A 16,159-nucleotide genomic window follows, 5' to 3' on the forward strand; every position below is an offset into this window, starting at 1 on the left:
TGCCTGTTGAAAAATCTTTCATCTCTATATGGGCTTGTCGGGGGCCGGAACAAGGCATTGGCGGTAGGCATTTTAATGAGCTTGGGCAGCGCGCCCGTTTTGGCGGAGCCGGTGGTGATCGCCGCATTGGGCGACAGTCTGACCCATGGATACGGTTTGCCCCAAGGCGACGGGTTTGTGCCGCAGTTGTCGGCGTGGCTGCAAGACGCGGGTGTTGAGGTTGTGGTGCAGAACGCCGGCGTGTCCGGTGACACAACGCAAGGCGGCTTGGCCCGTGTTGGCTGGACCTTGGGGCCGGATGTGGATGCGATGATCGTGGCGCTTGGCGGCAACGATGTGCTGCGCGGGATTGATCCGGGGCTTAGCAAGGCCAATCTTGCGGGAATTCTTCGGGCAGCTGCGACCGCAGATGTTGATGTTCTGCTGGTTGGCATGACCGCCCCGAACAATTTTGGCGCCGAATATAAGACCGCGTTTGACAGCATGTACGGCACGCTTGCCGCAGAATTTGACGTGACGCTCGCGCCGGATTTCTTTGAGGGCCTGCGGGATGTGCCCACAAACCAGTTGGTCACCGTTATGCAGCCGGATGGCATTCATCCCAACAAAGACGGCGTGGCGCGGATTGTAGAGGTCTTGGGGCCATACGTGCAGACATTGGCGGGAAACGTCGAATAGGGGCGACATTGCGCGACAATTGGGCCTCCTAAGGCACGTCTTTGCAAGATGCCTCCTGCACGGTAGGTTTTGCTCATGCCCGGTCGTTTCTATCTCACCACACCTATGACTGACATTGCTGACTGGATCGGCACGGACGCGGCATCTGTGGCGCAAGAGCCGCCCCGGCGCAATATCGCACCCGGTCAAGAGATCATCTGCCTGACAGTTGCGGGCTTTGCGCACATGCGTTGGGGCATCATTCCGGTGGGGCGAAAAAATGCCCGAGGGCGACCGGTGATGGAGACCATCGTAAACGCCCGCTCGGAAACCGTGTTTGACAAGTCGGCGTTTGACGGTGTGGGCCGGGCGGTGGTTGTAGTGGATGGTTGGTATGAATGGACCGGAGAGAAGCGGCGCAAGACGGCGTGGCGGATTTTTGGGGCGGACCCGCTGATCTTCGCGGCCATCACGGATGTGTGGGTAGCACCAGGCGGGCGTGACGTGGCGCAGGTCGCCACGGTGACATGTGCACCAAACAAAGACGTGACCCCTATTCATCACCGCATGGGTGTTTTGCTGCAACGTGAGGATGTCGGGCTGTGGTTGTCAGGAAGCGCCGAAGACGTGGCACCGCTAATGGCGCCCTGGCCGGATGGACTTTTGACAATAGAAGAGGCCACGGATGTGGATTGGACCGCGCTTTAGGGTGCCACACACAGAAAAGGCGACCCACAGGCCGCCTTTCGAAATCAGGTACAATAAATTTGTTTACATCAGCGACAGATCGGTCGCGTTCTGACGGCCATCGCGGCCTTCCTGCAACTCGAAGCTGACTTTCTGGTTGTCCGCAAGGCCGGTGAGGCCGGAGCGTTCCACAGCGGAGATGTGCACAAACACATCTTTGCCGCCATCATCAGGTGCAATAAAGCCGTAGCCTTTGGTGGTGTTGAACCATTTGACGGTGCCAGTTGCCATCGTCGTTCTCCTTACTTTTGGCAGTCCGCGACATGCGACGCCTCGGCGCGTATCTTGATCGAGAGACTGAGCCGTTTAGGAGCAGATGGTCGATAATAGAAACTTCGCAGGCCCCATCAGACCAAAGGATTTGAATAAAGCAAGAGTCTTTGTGACGTCGGGGCAGATAACAGGCCAAAAAACTGCAGATTTCATGGTTTTGTCATGCGATTTCAGTGCCCAACCCGCCTTGATGGATTTTTGAAGCTGTCAAAAATAGCAGGTTTTTTAGAGGTTATCAACTTCGTTTTCGAGATGCACAATGTACTGGCAGGTGCTCTGGAAGGCGCTGATTTTTTCGTCACACGAAATCTTTTGACCGTGCGGTAAAAATTTTTATTGATTGGTCAAAAGACCTGTGTCAGCCTGAGGTCAATAGCCAAACAAGGTGTATGGGGAGGTATCATGTCCAACACACCGTTCAGCGAAGGTATCCAGTCGGGACGTTTGAAGCCTGCGGAACTTGCCGAGAACTTTGGGGACTTGCATCCCCGTCTTGACGATCATGAGGCGTTGGTCGCCGCGGATCGTTGTTATTTCTGCCACGACGCGCCCTGTATGACGGCTTGTCCGACGGACATCGATATTCCGTTGTTCATCCGCCAGATTTCGACAGGCACGCCGGAAGCGGCGGCCAAGACAATCTTCAGCCAGAACATTCTGGGTGGTATGTGCGCGCGGGTTTGTCCGACGGAAACGCTTTGCGAAGAAGTCTGTGTGCGTGAGGTCGCAGAAGGCAAACCGGTTGAGATTGGCCGGTTGCAGCGTTTCGCCACTGACGTGTTGGTTGAAACTGGGGAGCACCCGTTTGAACGCGCTGAGGCGACAGGCAAAAAGATTGCCGTGGTCGGCGCGGGTCCTGCTGGCTTGTCAGCGGCGCACCGGTTGGCGGGATACGGTCATGACGTGACCGTATATGACGCACGAGCCAAAGCAGGCGGACTGAACGAATTTGGCATCGCGGCCTATAAATCGGTCGACCGCTTTGCGGAGCGGGAAGTCGAATGGCTGCTCAAGATCGGCGGCATCACGGTTGAAACGGGCAAGGCGCTTGGCGACGGGCTGTCGCTTGAAGCTTTGCAGGGCGAATTTGACGCGGTGTTCCTTGGCATTGGCCTTGGCGGGGTAAACGCGCTGGGAGTGGATGGCGAAGACAAGGGCGGCGTTGATGACGCGGTCGATTTCATCGCGGACCTGCGTCAGGCCAAAGAGCTTGGTACGTTGCCGATTGGTCGCGACGTGGTTGTGATCGGCGGCGGAATGACCGCGGTGGATGCGGCTGTGCAAGCCAAACTGCTGGGCGCGCTGAATGTGTCACTGGTCTATCGCCGTGGCAAAGACCGCATGAACGCGTCGGAGTTTGAGCAAGACCTGGCAGCCTCCAAAGGGGTGCGGATCATCACCAATGCCTCGCCCAAAGCGGTGATCGGCAATGGGTCGGTGCGCGAGATCGAGTTTGGATACACTGACGACAATTTGAACCCGACGGGCCAAACCGTGCGGTTGCCAGCAGATCAAGTGTTCAAGGCGATTGGTCAAACGCTGGAAGGCGCGGGTTTGCCGGATCTGGAGCGTGGAAAGATCGCTGTGGATGGCACCGGACGCACGTCAGTTGAAGGCATCTGGGCCGGGGGCGATTGCGCCACGGGCGGCGATGACCTGACTGTGACAGCCGTGGCCGAGGGCCGTGATGCGGCTGAAGACATCAACGCCCAATTGTCGGCGTAGGAGGAGATAAGCGAATGGCCAATCTTCAAAGTGATTTCGTAGGGATCAAATCCCCCAACCCGTTCTGGCTGGCATCCGCGCCGCCGACGGACAAGGAATATAACGTACGCCGCGCCTTTGAAGCAGGCTGGGGCGGTGTTGTGTGGAAAACGCTGGGGGCCGAAGGCCCGCCAGTGGTGAATGTGAATGGTCCAAGGTATGGCGCGATCCATGGCGCAGACCGGCGGCTTTTGGGGCTCAACAACATTGAGCTGATCACTGACCGTCCGCTTGAGGTGAACCTTGAGGAAATGGCGCGGGTGAAAAGGGATTACCCGGATCACGCGGTCATCGCCTCGGTCATGGTGCCCTGTGAAGAAGACGAGTGGAAGCGAATCTTGCCGATGATCGCCGAAACCGGCTGTGACGGGTTTGAACTGAACTTTGGCTGTCCACATGGCATGGCCGAGCGAGGCATGGGATCGGCCGTTGGTCAGGTGCCTGAGTACATCGAAATGGTTGCACGCTGGTGTAAAGAAGCCACTGACCTTCCGGTGATTGTGAAGCTCACGCCGAACATCACCAACATCCTGCATCCTGCCGAGGCCGCGCTGCGCGGTGGCGCGGATGCGGTGAGCCTGATCAACACAATCAACTCGATCACCACCGTAAATCTGGACGCGATGAGCCCGGAACCGATGATTGACGGCAAAGGCACCCACGGCGGCTATTGTGGGCCAGCTGTGAAGCCGATTGCCTTGAATATGGTTGCGGAGATTGCGCGCAATCCTGAGACGGCGCGTTTGCCGATTTCCGGTATTGGCGGCATCACCACATGGCGCGATGCGGCGGAATTCATGGCGTTGGGCGCGGGCAATGTGCAGGTTTGTACCGCCGCGATGACCTATGGCTTTAAGATTGTTCAAGAGATGATTTCAGGCCTGAGCCAGTGGATGGACGAGAAGGGCTATGAAAGCACAGCCGATTTTGTTGGCATGGCGACGCCAAATGTGACGGACTGGCAATATCTGAACCTCAATCACATCACCAAAGCCGAGATCAATCAGGATGATTGCATCAGTTGTGGGCGCTGCTACGCGGCCTGCGAAGACACCAGCCATCAGGCGATCGCGATGAGCGAGGACCGCGTGTTCACTGTGAAAGATGACGAATGCGTGGCGTGTAATCTGTGCGTCAACGTCTGCCCCGTTGAGGGCTGCATCACGATGCGCACGTTGGAGCCGGGTGACATGGATGAACGCACCGATACACCGGTTGTTGCGGACTACGGCAACTGGACGCAGCATCCCAACAACCCGATGGCTAAGGCCGCAGAGTAAGTCGAAAACTACGCAGGAGGATTTGTTCCCCGCCTGCGTCAGGGGGCTCTCCCGCCCCTGAAAGCAACCCGTCGCGAGGACTTATCGCGGCGGGTTTTTCTTTTGACGAGAGGCTCCCAACATCTGATGTCTTTCGAAGAAAGCCGAAAGATGGCGGGAGCGCCCTTCTCGGGTCAGGGTGACAAAAGCTTGGTGAACAGCGTTTCAATGTAGGATTCGGCACCGTCCAGCACGTTTTCGTCGGCGGGCACGAGGACTTGCACCTGAGCGTCGAAATCAGCGTAGTGCTGTGTCGTCGCCCAGATCGAAAAGATCAGATGTCGCGGATCAACTTGTGCAAGTTTGCCCTGCGCCATCCAGTTGCGGATCACCGCCGTTTTTCGATCAAACAGCGGTTTCAGTCCGCTTTCGAGGTGCGGTCCCATGCGTGGCGCGCCTTGTAGAATTTCATTGGCGAACAGGCGGCTTTCACGCGGAAAGGCCCGGGTCATTTCCATCTTGCGCCGTACATAGTCTAGGATTTCCGCCAAGGGATCGCCTTCGGAATCCATATGCTCCAGCGGGTCCAGCCAGCTTTCCATAAGCTGACTGAGCAACTGCACGTGGATGTCTTCTTTGCCGTCAAAATAATACAGGATATTTGGCTTGGAGAGACCTGACTGCTCGGCGATCTGGTCCAACGTGGCGCCGCGATAGCCGTGGCGCGAGAAAACATCCAGTGCCGCCTCCATGATTTTCTTGCGATTGCGCATCTGAATGCGGCTGGGTTTGCGTGCAGGGGCCTCGGTCATCTTTCACCTTCTTTGGGCGGTCTTTGGCACGCTAGTGCAGGCACGTGGGCTCTGTCCAGATCGGTAGGCCAAGGAAACGTCAATCACACATCGTCTTTTGCGCCGATGCCTTTCAGAATGATGCTTTTTACGCTGGATTTGGCTGCGTTCCATTGTGCATCGCTGAGCGCGGTGTCCCCGTTCAATGTCTCGATCTGATGGCCGAAATCCGCGTAATGCTGTGTGGTGGCCCAGAGCATATAGAGCAAATGGCGCGGATCGATCGGGTCCATCCGGCCCTCTGCAATCCAGCGTTCAATCACTGCGATGCGGCCGTTGGTCCATTCGGTCAGCGTGGTTTCCAAATAGTCTTGGATCACCGGCGCACCGTGCATCACTTCGGCAGCCCAAACCTTGGAGCCCTCTGGATGGCGGCGCGAGATTTCCATCTTGGCATCGATATAGGCGCCGATGCCTTCGGCCGGACCATCCGCTTGATCAAAGATGTCGGCGGCTTGAAGCCAGATTTGAAAGATGTTTTGCACCACTTGGCGATAGAGAGTTTCTTTGGTCGGAAAATAATAATGCAAGTTGGCCTTGGGTAGCCCCGCCATGTCGGCAATCAGCTGCATCGTGGCCCCGCCAAACCCCGCCTCGGCAAAGACTTTTTCTGCTGCTGACAAAATGAGCGCCTCGGCTTCCTGACGGCGCATTTTCTTGCTGCTGGCTTTTGCGGACGAAGATTGCTGATCTGGCATCAAAATCGCTTTGCTAAAAAATCTTGACCGGTTGGTCAGGGTGTGGTCGTCTGAACTTGACCATACGGTCAGGATGGCCGTGAGATCAAGAGCCCCACAGCAAGGGCGGCCTGCGAAGGCGAAAGCCTGGGCCAGATATAGGGAGTGATGAGATGGGTGCACCCGGAGAAAACCTGAAGGTGAACGCGGACCGGCTGTGGGACAGCCTGATGGAGATGGCCAAAATTGGGCCGGGCGTTGCAGGCGGCAACAACCGCCAGACGGTCACAGATGAAGATGGCGAAGGCCGTGCGCTGTTCCAGAGTTGGTGCGAGGCCGTGGGTTGCACCATGGGGCTGGATCAGATGGGCAATATGTTTGCCGAATATCCCGGTACGGACCCTGACGCGCTTCCGGTTTATGTGGGTTCGCATTTGGATACGCAGCCGACTGGCGGCAAATATGACGGTGTGCTGGGCGTGCTTGGCGGTCTGGAAGTGCTGCGCACAATGAAAGACCTTGGCATCAAAACCAAACACCCGATTGTGGTCACCAACTGGACAAACGAAGAAGGCACGCGGTATGCGCCAGCGATGCTGTCCTCTGGTGTGTTTGCGGGCATTCATACGCAAGACTGGGCGTATGACCGAGAAGATGCAGAAGGGCTGAAGTTCGGGGACGAGCTGAAGCGGATTGGCTGGCGTGGCGACGAAGAGGTTGGTGCGCGCAAGATGCACGCGATGTTTGAATTGCACATTGAACAGGGGCCAATTCTGGAAGCTGAAGGCAAAAAGATTGGCGTGGTCACCCACGGTCAGGGGCTCAGCTGGACGCAGGTGACAATCGAGGGCAAGGACGCGCATACCGGCTCAACGCCGATGAAAATGCGTAAGAACGCCGGGCTGGGGATGGCCCGCGTTTTGGAAAAAGTTGATGACATCGCCTGGAGCCATGCACCGGATGCGGTGGGCGCGGCGGGTCACATCGATGTTTACCCGAACTCGCGCAACGTGATCCCCGGCAAGGTGGTGTTCACCGTCGATTTCCGGTCACCTGAGTTGGACGTGATCGAAGATATGGAAGCGCGGCTGCGTGTCGAAGGGCAGAAGATCGCGGACCAGATGGGGCTGACGATTTCCTTTGAAAAGGTCGGTGGCTTTGATCCGGTGAAGTTTGATGAAACCTGTGTGAGCGCGGTGCGTTCAGCGGCGGAACGGCTTGGCTATAGCCACCGCAATCTGATTTCCGGCGCGGGGCATGATGCCTGCTGGATCAATCAGGTGGCCCCTACGGCGATGGTGATGTGCCCTTGCGTCGATGGATTGAGCCATAACGAAGCGGAAGACATTTCGCGCGAATGGGCGGCAGCCGGTGCCGATGTGCTGATGCACGCGGTATTGGAAACTGCGGAGATCGTGGAGTGAGCGCCAGTGAGTCGGGGCACAAGGCGGGTTCTGAGGAGAGTGCCTTGAAAGAGGATTTTCTCGAAGAGTCAGAGGTTTGCCTGAGCCGCGCAGATGTTCTTATTCTCGGCGCGCATCTCGAGGAGTTGGCAGAGCGTCTGCTGACGGAGAATGACAAAAACAAGCCGCTGGTTCAGGCACTTTGGAACCTGGAAGCGGCGCTGGAAAAAATCGACGCGGATGCATTTCGCGGGGACTATGAAACACTGTTGGCCCAAGCCAGCAAAATCTACAGGGAGTATTTCGATGTCGACCAAAGTGATTAAGGGCGGAACAGTCGTAACAGCGGACCTGACTTACAAGGCGGATGTACTGATTGAGGGCGGGGTCATCATCGAGATCGGCAAGGATCTAAAAGGCGATGAAGTGCTCGACGCAACCGGCTGCTATGTCATGCCCGGTGGGATCGATCCGCATGTGCACCTCGAAATGCCGTTCATGGGCACTTATTCCACCGATGATTTCGAGAGCGGCACGCGGGCAGGGCTTGCGGGCGGCACCACGATGGTGGTGGATTTCTGTTTGCCGAACCAAGGCGAGAGCCTGATGGATGCGATCAAGCGTTGGGACAACAAATCGACCCGCGCGAACTGTGATTACTCCTTCCACATGGCGGTGACATGGTGGGGCGAGCAGGTTTTCAACGACATGGAAACCGTGATCAAGCAGCGCGGGATCAACACGTTCAAGCACTTCCTCGCCTACAAAGGCGCGTTGATGGTCAATGATGACGAGCTGTTTGCATCGTTCAACCGCCTGTCCGAGCTTGGCGGCATTGCGATGGTGCATGCCGAGAACGGCGATGTGGTTGCCGAGATGACTGCAAAGCTGCTGGCCGAGGGCAACACTGGGCCGGAGGCGCATGCCTATTCCCGGCCTTCGCAGGTCGAGGGTGAGGCCACCAACCGCGCGATTATGATTGCCGATATGGCGGGCGTGCCGCTTTATGTGGTGCACACCTCTTGTGAAGAGGCACATGAGGCCATCCGGCGTGCCAAGATGCAAGGCAAACGCGTTTGGGGTGAGCCGCTGATCCAGCATTTGACGCTGGACGAAAGCGAGTATTTCAACGCCGATTGGGACCATGCCGCGCGACGTGTGATGAGCCCGCCGTTCCGCAACAAGAAACATCAGGACAGCCTGTGGGCGGGTCTCCAGTCCGGCAGCCTAAGCGTTGTGGCGACCGATCACTGCGCCTTCTCAACCGAGCAGAAGCGTTTTGGAGTTGGCGATTTCTCCAAAATCCCGAACGGCACTGGCGGTCTTGAGGATCGTATGCCGATGCTTTGGACCCAAGGCGTGGCGACGGGGCGTTTGACGCCCAACGAATTTGTCGCGGTGACCTCGACCAACATCGCCAAAATCTTGAACTGTTACCCGAAAAAGGGCGCGGTTCTTGTGGGGGCGGATGCGGATTTGGTGGTCTGGGATCCAGAGAAATCCAAGACGATTACGGCGAGCAGCCAGCAGTCGGCCATCGACTACAATGTCTTTGAAGGCCATGAAGTCAAAGGCCTGCCGCGCTTTACCCTGACACGGGGGCAGGTGGCGGTGCATGACGGCGAAATCCGCACGCAGGAAGGCCACGGTAAGTTTGTGGCGCGTGAGGCCAACACAACGGTCAACAACGCGCTTTCGACGTGGAAAGAGCTGACCTCGCCGCAGCCGGTGCAGCGGTCGGGTATTCCGGCGACGGGTGTGTGATCGAATGAGACTGTCAGGCCGGGAAAAAGAGGCAATCCAACGTTGCGTTATTGCAGCCGTTGATGGCTCCTTTTTCTCGAGGCGGGAGGGGCTCTTACACACCTTAACAGGCATTGACCGAGAACAGACGCTCCAAACTCTTTACGAGCGAGAGGGTGCAAAGCGGGCAGACTACGAACCCTTGGTAAACAATGTGCTCAATAGTCTAATTGGCTATCCGCATCGAAAACCCGATGAGCTGTACGCCGGCACTGGTATGGATCGTGAAGAAATAAGGTCTCTGTTTGGAAAGTTTAGAAAGCAAACTGGCAGAGACACCGCAAAAAACCACTTTGAGGGAATGGAATGAGTAGTCAGGACACAACCAGCCCCTCGATCGCGACGCCTTTGGGAGGTATCATTTTTGCCTTTCTGGCAAGCACCTTCCTAGCTGCCGTGTGGTTGACGTTTTGGCTCCAAACTAGCGATCCAATGCCGTTTTCGTTGAACGCGGACTTCCTCCGTGTGGTTCCCTACTTTTGGGGTTTTGCAATTACGTTCTGCGTCGCTCCCTTTGCGTTCCTTCGGTGGATGATCAATGAAATTGGTGGTCATCGGATTTGGCACTATGCGCTGATGGGAGGGCTGATCGGTACGGGAGTTTGGCTAGTGCTTTTTGACGGGGATTTAACGGCTCCCGTTGGCCTGAAAAAAATGCTGTTGTCGCTAACGGTACCTGGCTGTGCAATCGGTGTGGTTCACTTCGCCATAGAGGATTGGTTCCGAAAGCGAGCAGCAAAATGAATGATGAAAATATGACAAATAACACTGTAATCAGCGCCAAAAACCTAAGTCTGACGTTTCAGACAAACGACGGGCCAGTGCATGCGCTCAAGGATATCAACCTTGAGATCAACAAGGGGGATTTTGTCTCCTTCATCGGGCCTTCGGGGTGCGGCAAGACCACGTTTTTGCGCTGTATGGCGGATCTGGAACAGCCAACGGCGGGCGAGATCACAGTCAATGGCGTGAGCGCGCGCGAGGCGCGTGAGGCGCGGGCCTATGGCTATGTGTTCCAGCACGCAGGGCTCTATCCGTGGCGCACGATTGGCGGCAACATTCGCCTGCCGCTTGAGATCATGGGCATGGACCGCGCGGCGCAGGACGCGGCGGTCAAGGACGTGCTTGATCTGGTACATCTGGAAGGGTTTGAGAACAAATTCCCTTGGCAATTGTCGGGTGGGATGCAACAGCGGGCGTCTATTGCACGGGCCTTGGCGTTTCATGCCGACATCCTTCTGATGGATGAACCATTCGGGGCGCTAGACGAAATTGTACGTGATCACCTGAACGAGCAATTGCTGGACCTGTGGGCGCGGACCAATAAGACGATTGGCTTTGTGACGCACTCGATCCCCGAAGCGGTGTATCTGTCGACCAAGATCGTGGTCATGAGCCCGCGTCCGGGGCGCATAACAGATGTGATCGAGAGCCCTCTGCCAAAAGAGCGCCCATTGGACATTCGCGACAGTCCGGAATTCATCGAGATTGCCCATCGCGTGCGCGATGGCCTGCGGGCGGGGCACGGCGATGATTGAGAGGTTGGCGATACAAGTTTTCGCAATGTCGATTGTGGCTGTGTTGGCGTTCTCCCCTATGGCACGTGCCGAGGTGAGTGCGACGCTTGGTGACGTCGTCATCAAACTCGATGCGCGTGTTGACAAGGGAGGGGACCCTTACAAAAACGTCGGCTATTCCGAAACAAGAGCTTTTCCCAAAGCTGTCAAAGTCAAACGCGGTCAAGTGGTTCGCGTTGTTGCAGCGCTGGGTGTTGGCAAAAAGGAAGCCACTGGGCGCCGCTTCAAGTGTCTGCCCTTCTTGCGCGCGCCGGACGGGCGGCAAGGGCCCATCGGTAAAAAAGGCAAGTGTTCGAAAAACTCCAATGCGGAGATCAACGGTTTCACGGATACCGGCAGAGCGGACTTCACAATAGTGTTCGACGACGTTGATCCTTCCGGCACCTTTGGGTTGCAGCTTGAAGTGACTGACACGAAAACCGGAAAGAAAGTGACATTGCTTCAACCTGTGACGGTGGTGGACTGAGCATGAAAAACCTCTTTCCTATTTTGACCGTGCTGGCCGCGATCGTGGGCATTTGGTGGCTGGCGGTGGCGCCGATGAACATCCGCCCGGCGCTGGATATTGTCGAACGCGGCGGCGCGGTGGTGATGCCGGAGGGCTCTGTTGTGCGCCGGGATGTGAATGTGTTCAAGCTGATGCTGGACAACCAAACGCATGTCGCGGTTGGGTACGACCTGAAGCGGCCCCGGCTGCCCACACCGAAGCAGGTGGGTGAGGAGTTCTGGAAGACCACCGGCGCCATGGTGGCGAAGGGGCGGGCCTGGTCGAAAAGGTCGCTGATTTTTCACGCTTGGGTGACGTTGCAATCCACCCTCTGGGGGTTCTTTCTGGGAACCACGGTGGGTATCGTGGGGGCTGTTGCGATTGTGTACAGCCGAGTGATGGACCGCAGTGTGATGCCATGGGCTATCATCAGTCAGACCGTGCCGATCGTGGCGCTGGCACCGATGATCATTGTGGTATCAAATCAAGTTGGCATTGAGGGGCGCGGGGTTCCCAAGGCGATCATATCTGCCTACCTCTGTTTCTTCCCGGTGTTGGTGTCGATGGTGAAAGGGTTGCGGTCTCCTTCGGAACAGCAACTGGACTTGCTGAAGACCTACAGTGCCAGTGGTGTGCAGAGCTTTCTAAAGCTGCGCCTGCCAGCAAGCGTACCCTACCTGTTTACGGCGTTGAAAATCGGGATCGCTGCGGCCTTGGTGGGCACGATTGTTGGCGAGTTGCCAACCGGTGCGATCAGCGGGTTGGGTGCACGCATCCTGATTGGGGATCAATTTGGCACACCTTTGGCAATCTGGAGCGCACTGATCTGTGCTGCCATTCTTGCGGGCATATTGGTCACGGCCATTGATATCATGCAGCGCGTCACCTTGCGGAAAATGGGGTTCGTCTCATGATTTGGATCATCGGAATATTGGTGTTTTGGGCGCTTGCATGGGCCGCAAATGTGCGGCTGGTGCATTCGGCGTATGCCGACACGATAGCCGTGCGCATTGCCGTACCTGTGCTGTTTGGGGTCACCATTTTGGTGCTGTGGGAAGGGCTGGTGCGTGGATTTGGTGTCAGCCAAGTTATCCTGCCGCCGCCCAGCCAGGTGTTTGTTGTTTTTGCTCAATCCATGGATCTTCTATGGGTGGACTTTGTACAGACCGTGCTCAAGGGCGCACTGCGGGGCTTCCTGATCGGTGCATGCGCGGCCTTTGTGGTGGCATTGCTGATTGACCGCAGCGCTTTCCTCACACGCGGTCTGCTGCCGATTGGCAACTTTGTCGCCGCATTGCCGATTGTGGGTGTGGCGCCCATTCTGGTGAACTGGTTTGGGTTTGACTGGCACTCCAAAGCGGCTGTGGTTGTGGTGATGGTGTTTTTCCCCATCCTGGTGAACACGGTGCAAGGCTTGCGCGAAACCGATGCCATGCAGCGGGACCTGATGCGCACCTATGCCGCCGGGTACTTCCAGACGCTTCTGAAGCTGCGCATTCCAGCGGCGATGCCTTTCATTTTCAATGGGCTGAAAATTGCCACAACGTTGGCGCTGATCGGGGCGATTGTGGCGGAGTATTTCGGCTCACCAACGCGGGGCATGGGGTTCCGGATATCCACCGGTGTGGGCAGTTTGTCCATTGACTTAGTGTGGGCCGAGATTTTCGTTTCTGCTCTCGTGGGCAGCGCCTTTTATGGGGTGGTTGCATGGATTGAGAAACGGGTGACGTTCTGGCACCCGTCCCAGAGAAAATCGCGATGAGGAGCAGGTAACTTCCTTTTCCCTAAGCGCAGGGGATGTGCCATTCTGTTCCCGATTGATGGAAAGTTAGGCAAAGGCCAGTTTGAATGAATTCTTAGCAATCCCAGAGGGTTCTGCTTTGTGACAGGCGCCACGGAGATGGTGCATCAATAACCAAAAGCCAAATACCAACAAGGAGAAAGCCAAAATGAAAACGATGATGAAAGCTCTGACTGTGGCGGCGCTGGGCGTGTCTGCCAGCGTGGCGCAGGCGGCTGATGACGTGACGCTTCAATTGAAGTGGGTCACACAGGCCCAGTTTGCGGGCTACTATGTGGCGCTGGAAAACGGGTTTTACACCGAAGAAGATCTGAACGTGACCGTCAAGCCGGGCGGTCCTGATATTGCGCCGACGCAAGTGTTGGCGGGTGGCGGTGCAGATGTGACCGTTGAGTGGATGCCGGCGGCTCTGGCCGCACGCGAAAAAGGCTTGCCAATGGTCAATATTGCGCAGCCTTTCAAGTCCTCTGGCATGATGCTGACTTGCCGCAAAGATGCCGGAGTATCCTCCACCGATGACTTTGCTGGAAAAACGCTGGGTGTTTGGTTCTTCGGCAACGAATTCCCGTTCCTAAGCTGGATGTCGCAACTGAAATTGGGCACCGACGGTGGTGACGCGGGCGTTGAAGTGCTGAAGCAGGGCTTTAACGTGGATCCCATCCTGAACGGTCAGGCGGCCTGCGTGTCCACCATGACCTACAACGAGTACTGGCAGGTGATTGATGCCGGTTTGACGCCAGATGACCTCACCACATTCAAGTACGAAGATCAGGGTGTGGCAACGCTGGAAGATGGTCTCTATGTGCTGGAAGACAACCTTGCAGACCCTGCGTTTGAAGACAAAATGGTGCGCTTTGTGCGCGCGTCCATGAAGGGCTGGAAGTGGGCAGAAGAGAACCCTGAAGAGGCCGCTATGATTGTGCTTGAGTATGATGAGACCGGCGCGCAGACGGAAGCACATCAGGTGCGAATGATGGGAGAGATTGCCAAGCTGACAGCGGGCAGCAACGGCGCCCTCGACCCTGCGGACTATGACCGCACGGTCAGCAGCCTGATGTCTGGTGGCTCTGATCCGGTGATCACAGCCAAGCCCGAAGGCGCATGGACACATGCGATTACGGACAAAGCTCTGAACTGATTGTCCAAATCGGTGAAATTGGAAAAGGCCGGGCCATGTGTCCGGCCTTTTCTTTTCGTAGACAGGGTTCACAGTCGCGCCAGAATACATATATGAAACGCTGAATGTAGACGTGTGGAGGCAGCTATGGCGGGCAAGAAACTCACTTGTTTTGAATGTGGTCAGATCAATCGCGTGCCTTTTGAAAAATTGGGTGCAGGGCCGAAGTGCGGCACCTGCGGAACTGGCCTGATGAGCGGCAAAGTGGCCGAAGTGGATCTTGCGACATTCGAGAAAGCTGCGCGTACCGACGACGTGCCTTTGGTCGTTGATTTCTGGGCGCCCTGGTGCGGGCCGTGCAAGCAGATGGCACCGCAATATCAATCAGCGGCACAAGAATTTAAGGGCGCCGTACGATTGGTGAAGCTTAACACCGAGGCACATCCTAATGCGGGTGCAAAATACCGGATACGCGGAATTCCCACAATTGCGGCTTTTTCAAATGGCAAAGAACGTGCGCGCCAATCCGGCGCTATGCCCAAGTCGGCAATTGTGCAATGGGTCAAAAAGTCGATTTGAGTTCAGCGTCGAAAGGCGTTTGCCACGTAGCGGGGCAGGCGTGCCGCTACAGCGCGTGCGAGTTGCGGGTACTCCATTTCTCCCGCCAAAAGCCGCATATACATTGCACGAACGGTTTCTGATCTGCGGAAGGTTTCGGTAAAGGTCCTTTGCCATCGAGGGGCAAAGATGATCCGGCGCAAAGTGCGGGCAATGCGAAGGTTCTTATGCATGTCGCGCAGGCCCATTTTGTGGCGGGCAAGCGTGGTTTCAGGCGCGCCAGCGGCCAACGCATCCAATGCGGCTTGCGCAGCGATCTGGCCGCTTTTCATGGCAAACGCGATACCTTCGCCGGTGATCGGGTCCACAAGCCCCGCCGCATCCCCGGCAAGAACGATATTGGCGCGACCCGGGGTTTTACGGAAGTCGCCAAACGGCAAGTGGTGGCCTTTGAATTTGATCGCGTCGGGGTCCAACCCAAGGGTTTCGATATAGTGGCGCATCTGCACTTTGATGTCCGGATTGGGCGCGCGCAGTCCGCCCACACCAACCGTGGTGCATTGCTGTTTCGGGAAGGACCATCCGTAGCCCCATGTAAGGGCGCTAAAATCGATCCGAAGTTGGTTTTCATTCGGGTTTTGTGTCGCCTCCGGCACCTCGATTTCGAGACCGAAGCCAATGGTTTCAGTATTAAATGCCGCGCCGAAAAGGTGTTTGGCGACGATGGAGTTTACACCGTCTGTGCCGATCAGAATAGGAGCCGAGAGGGCGTTGCCGTCTTTGAAAGTCACTGCGTTATCAGAGATTTGCGCGATAGGGCGGCCGGAGAAGTCGACGGCACCGGCATCTAGTGCGTGGCGAAACAACGTATCATCCAGGTCCAGACGCATGGTCAGATGAAGGGGGGGGATATCGCGTAAGACTGCGAGTTCCGCGCCTGCTTGCCAAAAGGCGATGTCGTGGCGGGTGACTGATTTGGAAAGGTCGAAATCCTGTCCGAAGATTTCGCGATAATGGCTCCGGCTGCGTTCTGTAAACAGCCCACCACAGAGCTTGTTGCGCGGGAAAGTTGCTTTGTCGACAAGAGCGACGCGCGCACCGTGTTTGGCGGCCCAAGTCGCGGCAGCGCTGCCGGCAGGTCCGGCGCCGATGACGATGATGTCGAAGTCAGACATGGGCTCTCCT

General features: G+C 56.7%; 18 protein-coding genes. 14 read left to right on the forward strand and 4 right to left on the reverse strand.

The genetic code is table 11. The features are described 5' to 3' along the window. The first annotated feature begins 75 nt into the window (after positions 1–75). On the forward strand, positions 76–678 hold the full coding sequence (locus PG871_RS06270; RefSeq protein WP_270727308.1) for an arylesterase: 603 nt from the start codon (positions 76–78) through the stop codon (positions 676–678). Between the two features lie 75 nt (positions 679–753). Continuing rightward, positions 754–1,365, forward strand: coding sequence for an SOS response-associated peptidase (locus tag PG871_RS06275; protein WP_270727311.1), 612 nt, complete (start codon positions 754–756; stop codon positions 1,363–1,365). Between the two features lie 63 nt (positions 1,366–1,428). Here the strand turns inward: PG871_RS06275 and PG871_RS06280 are convergent, their stop codons facing one another. Beyond that, on the reverse strand, positions 1,429–1,635 hold the full coding sequence (locus PG871_RS06280; protein ID WP_270727313.1) for a cold-shock protein: 207 nt from the start codon (positions 1,633–1,635) through the stop codon (positions 1,429–1,431). 444 nt (positions 1,636–2,079) lie between these two features. Between PG871_RS06280 and PG871_RS06285 the strand changes: the two genes are divergently transcribed. Beyond that, positions 2,080–3,402: an NAD(P)-dependent oxidoreductase gene (locus PG871_RS06285; RefSeq protein WP_270727316.1), complete on the forward strand. Its 1,323-nt coding sequence runs from the start codon at positions 2,080–2,082 to the stop codon at positions 3,400–3,402. A 14-nt stretch (positions 3,403–3,416) separates the two neighbouring features. Continuing rightward, positions 3,417–4,721 (forward strand): NAD-dependent dihydropyrimidine dehydrogenase subunit PreA, encoded by a 1,305-nt coding sequence (gene preA, locus PG871_RS06290; protein ID WP_270727318.1) that lies wholly within the window; start codon positions 3,417–3,419, stop codon positions 4,719–4,721. 173 nt (positions 4,722–4,894) lie between these two features. On the opposite strand, the gene PG871_RS06295 is transcribed toward preA, so the two are convergent. Together PG871_RS06295 and PG871_RS06300 are read right to left on the reverse strand one after the other, a co-directional pair. Next, positions 4,895–5,512: a TetR family transcriptional regulator C-terminal domain-containing protein gene (locus PG871_RS06295; protein WP_270727321.1), complete on the reverse strand. Its 618-nt coding sequence runs from the start codon at positions 5,510–5,512 to the stop codon at positions 4,895–4,897. 83 nt (positions 5,513–5,595) lie between these two features. Then, the gene (locus PG871_RS06300) at positions 5,596–6,249 is read right to left on the reverse strand and encodes a TetR/AcrR family transcriptional regulator (protein WP_270727324.1); all 654 of its coding nucleotides are present in this window, start codon (positions 6,247–6,249) and stop codon (positions 5,596–5,598) included. 152 nt (positions 6,250–6,401) lie between these two features. On the opposite strand from PG871_RS06300, the gene PG871_RS06305 reads away from it, so the two are divergent. The 10 genes from PG871_RS06305 to trxC all read left to right on the forward strand — a co-directional run bounded on the left by PG871_RS06305 (position 6,402) and on the right by trxC (position 14,995). Beyond that, positions 6,402–7,652 (forward strand): Zn-dependent hydrolase, encoded by a 1,251-nt coding sequence (locus PG871_RS06305; RefSeq protein WP_270727326.1) that lies wholly within the window; start codon positions 6,402–6,404, stop codon positions 7,650–7,652. 44 nt (positions 7,653–7,696) lie between these two features. Next, on the forward strand, positions 7,697–7,957 hold the full coding sequence (locus PG871_RS06310; protein WP_270727329.1) for a hypothetical protein: 261 nt from the start codon (positions 7,697–7,699) through the stop codon (positions 7,955–7,957). Then, positions 7,938–9,395: a dihydropyrimidinase gene (hydA, locus tag PG871_RS06315; protein WP_270727330.1), complete on the forward strand. Its 1,458-nt coding sequence runs from the start codon at positions 7,938–7,940 to the stop codon at positions 9,393–9,395. The genes PG871_RS06310 and hydA overlap by 20 nt, the downstream gene beginning before the upstream one ends. A gap of 345 nt (positions 9,396–9,740) precedes the next feature. Continuing rightward, the gene (locus PG871_RS06320; protein WP_270727333.1) at positions 9,741–10,178 is read left to right on the forward strand and encodes a hypothetical protein; all 438 of its coding nucleotides are present in this window, start codon (positions 9,741–9,743) and stop codon (positions 10,176–10,178) included. An 11-nt stretch (positions 10,179–10,189) separates the two neighbouring features. Continuing rightward, positions 10,190–10,972, forward strand: a complete 783-nt coding sequence (locus PG871_RS06325) for an ABC transporter ATP-binding protein (RefSeq protein WP_270727337.1) — start codon at positions 10,190–10,192, stop codon at positions 10,970–10,972. Positions 10,973–10,997: 25 nt separating this feature from the next. Then, complete coding sequence (locus PG871_RS06330) at positions 10,998–11,477, forward strand: hypothetical protein (RefSeq protein ID WP_270727339.1); 480 nt, start codon at positions 10,998–11,000, stop codon at positions 11,475–11,477. A 2-nt stretch (positions 11,478–11,479) separates the two neighbouring features. Then, positions 11,480–12,412: an ABC transporter permease gene (locus tag PG871_RS06335; RefSeq protein ID WP_270727341.1), complete on the forward strand. Its 933-nt coding sequence runs from the start codon at positions 11,480–11,482 to the stop codon at positions 12,410–12,412. Continuing rightward, complete coding sequence (locus PG871_RS06340) at positions 12,409–13,260, forward strand: ABC transporter permease (RefSeq protein ID WP_270727344.1); 852 nt, start codon at positions 12,409–12,411, stop codon at positions 13,258–13,260. The genes PG871_RS06335 and PG871_RS06340 overlap by 4 nt, the downstream gene beginning before the upstream one ends. A gap of 196 nt (positions 13,261–13,456) precedes the next feature. Next, on the forward strand, positions 13,457–14,437 hold the full coding sequence (locus PG871_RS06345; protein WP_443020478.1) for an ABC transporter substrate-binding protein: 981 nt from the start codon (positions 13,457–13,459) through the stop codon (positions 14,435–14,437). 126 nt (positions 14,438–14,563) lie between these two features. Beyond that, on the forward strand, positions 14,564–14,995 hold the full coding sequence (gene trxC / locus PG871_RS06350) for a thioredoxin TrxC (RefSeq protein ID WP_270727350.1): 432 nt from the start codon (positions 14,564–14,566) through the stop codon (positions 14,993–14,995). 2 nt (positions 14,996–14,997) lie between these two features. Here trxC and PG871_RS06355 read toward each other — a convergent pair whose 3' ends face one another. Beyond that, complete coding sequence (locus PG871_RS06355) at positions 14,998–16,149, reverse strand: geranylgeranyl reductase family protein (protein WP_270727354.1); 1,152 nt, start codon at positions 16,147–16,149, stop codon at positions 14,998–15,000. Positions 16,150–16,159 lie beyond the last annotated feature (10 nt).

It is taken from the genome of Shimia sp. Alg240-R146 (assembly GCF_947331465.1).
GTDB lineage: Bacteria > Pseudomonadota > Alphaproteobacteria > Rhodobacterales > Rhodobacteraceae > Shimia.

What these genes read in the sequence shown, in the direction of transcription:
- PG871_RS06320 (WP_270727333.1), top strand. Translation starts at nt 9,741, where the DNA reads ATGAGTAGTCAGGACACAACCAGCCCCTCGATCGCGACGCCTTTGGGA.
- PG871_RS06300 (WP_270727324.1), bottom strand. Translation starts at nt 6,249, where the DNA reads ATGCCAGATCAGCAATCTTCGTCCGCAAAAGCCAGCAGCAAGAAAATG.
- trxC (WP_270727350.1), top strand. Translation starts at nt 14,564, where the DNA reads ATGGCGGGCAAGAAACTCACTTGTTTTGAATGTGGTCAGATCAATCGC.
- PG871_RS06305 (WP_270727326.1), top strand. Translation starts at nt 6,402, where the DNA reads ATGGGTGCACCCGGAGAAAACCTGAAGGTGAACGCGGACCGGCTGTGG.
- PG871_RS06340 (WP_270727344.1), top strand. Translation starts at nt 12,409, where the DNA reads ATGATTTGGATCATCGGAATATTGGTGTTTTGGGCGCTTGCATGGGCC.
- PG871_RS06295 (WP_270727321.1), bottom strand. Translation starts at nt 5,512, where the DNA reads ATGACCGAGGCCCCTGCACGCAAACCCAGCCGCATTCAGATGCGCAAT.
- PG871_RS06335 (WP_270727341.1), top strand. Translation starts at nt 11,480, where the DNA reads ATGAAAAACCTCTTTCCTATTTTGACCGTGCTGGCCGCGATCGTGGGC.
- PG871_RS06330 (WP_270727339.1), top strand. Translation starts at nt 10,998, where the DNA reads ATGTCGATTGTGGCTGTGTTGGCGTTCTCCCCTATGGCACGTGCCGAG.
- PG871_RS06325 (WP_270727337.1), top strand. Translation starts at nt 10,190, where the DNA reads ATGACAAATAACACTGTAATCAGCGCCAAAAACCTAAGTCTGACGTTT.
- PG871_RS06270 (WP_270727308.1), top strand. Translation starts at nt 76, where the DNA reads ATGAGCTTGGGCAGCGCGCCCGTTTTGGCGGAGCCGGTGGTGATCGCC.
- preA (WP_270727318.1), top strand. Translation starts at nt 3,417, where the DNA reads ATGGCCAATCTTCAAAGTGATTTCGTAGGGATCAAATCCCCCAACCCG.
- PG871_RS06355 (WP_270727354.1), bottom strand. Translation starts at nt 16,149, where the DNA reads ATGTCTGACTTCGACATCATCGTCATCGGCGCCGGACCTGCCGGCAGC.
- hydA (WP_270727330.1), top strand. Translation starts at nt 7,938, where the DNA reads ATGTCGACCAAAGTGATTAAGGGCGGAACAGTCGTAACAGCGGACCTG.
- PG871_RS06285 (WP_270727316.1), top strand. Translation starts at nt 2,080, where the DNA reads ATGTCCAACACACCGTTCAGCGAAGGTATCCAGTCGGGACGTTTGAAG.
- PG871_RS06280 (WP_270727313.1), bottom strand. Translation starts at nt 1,635, where the DNA reads ATGGCAACTGGCACCGTCAAATGGTTCAACACCACCAAAGGCTACGGC.
- PG871_RS06275 (WP_270727311.1), top strand. Translation starts at nt 754, where the DNA reads ATGCCCGGTCGTTTCTATCTCACCACACCTATGACTGACATTGCTGAC.
- PG871_RS06345 (WP_443020478.1), top strand. Translation starts at nt 13,457, where the DNA reads ATGATGAAAGCTCTGACTGTGGCGGCGCTGGGCGTGTCTGCCAGCGTG.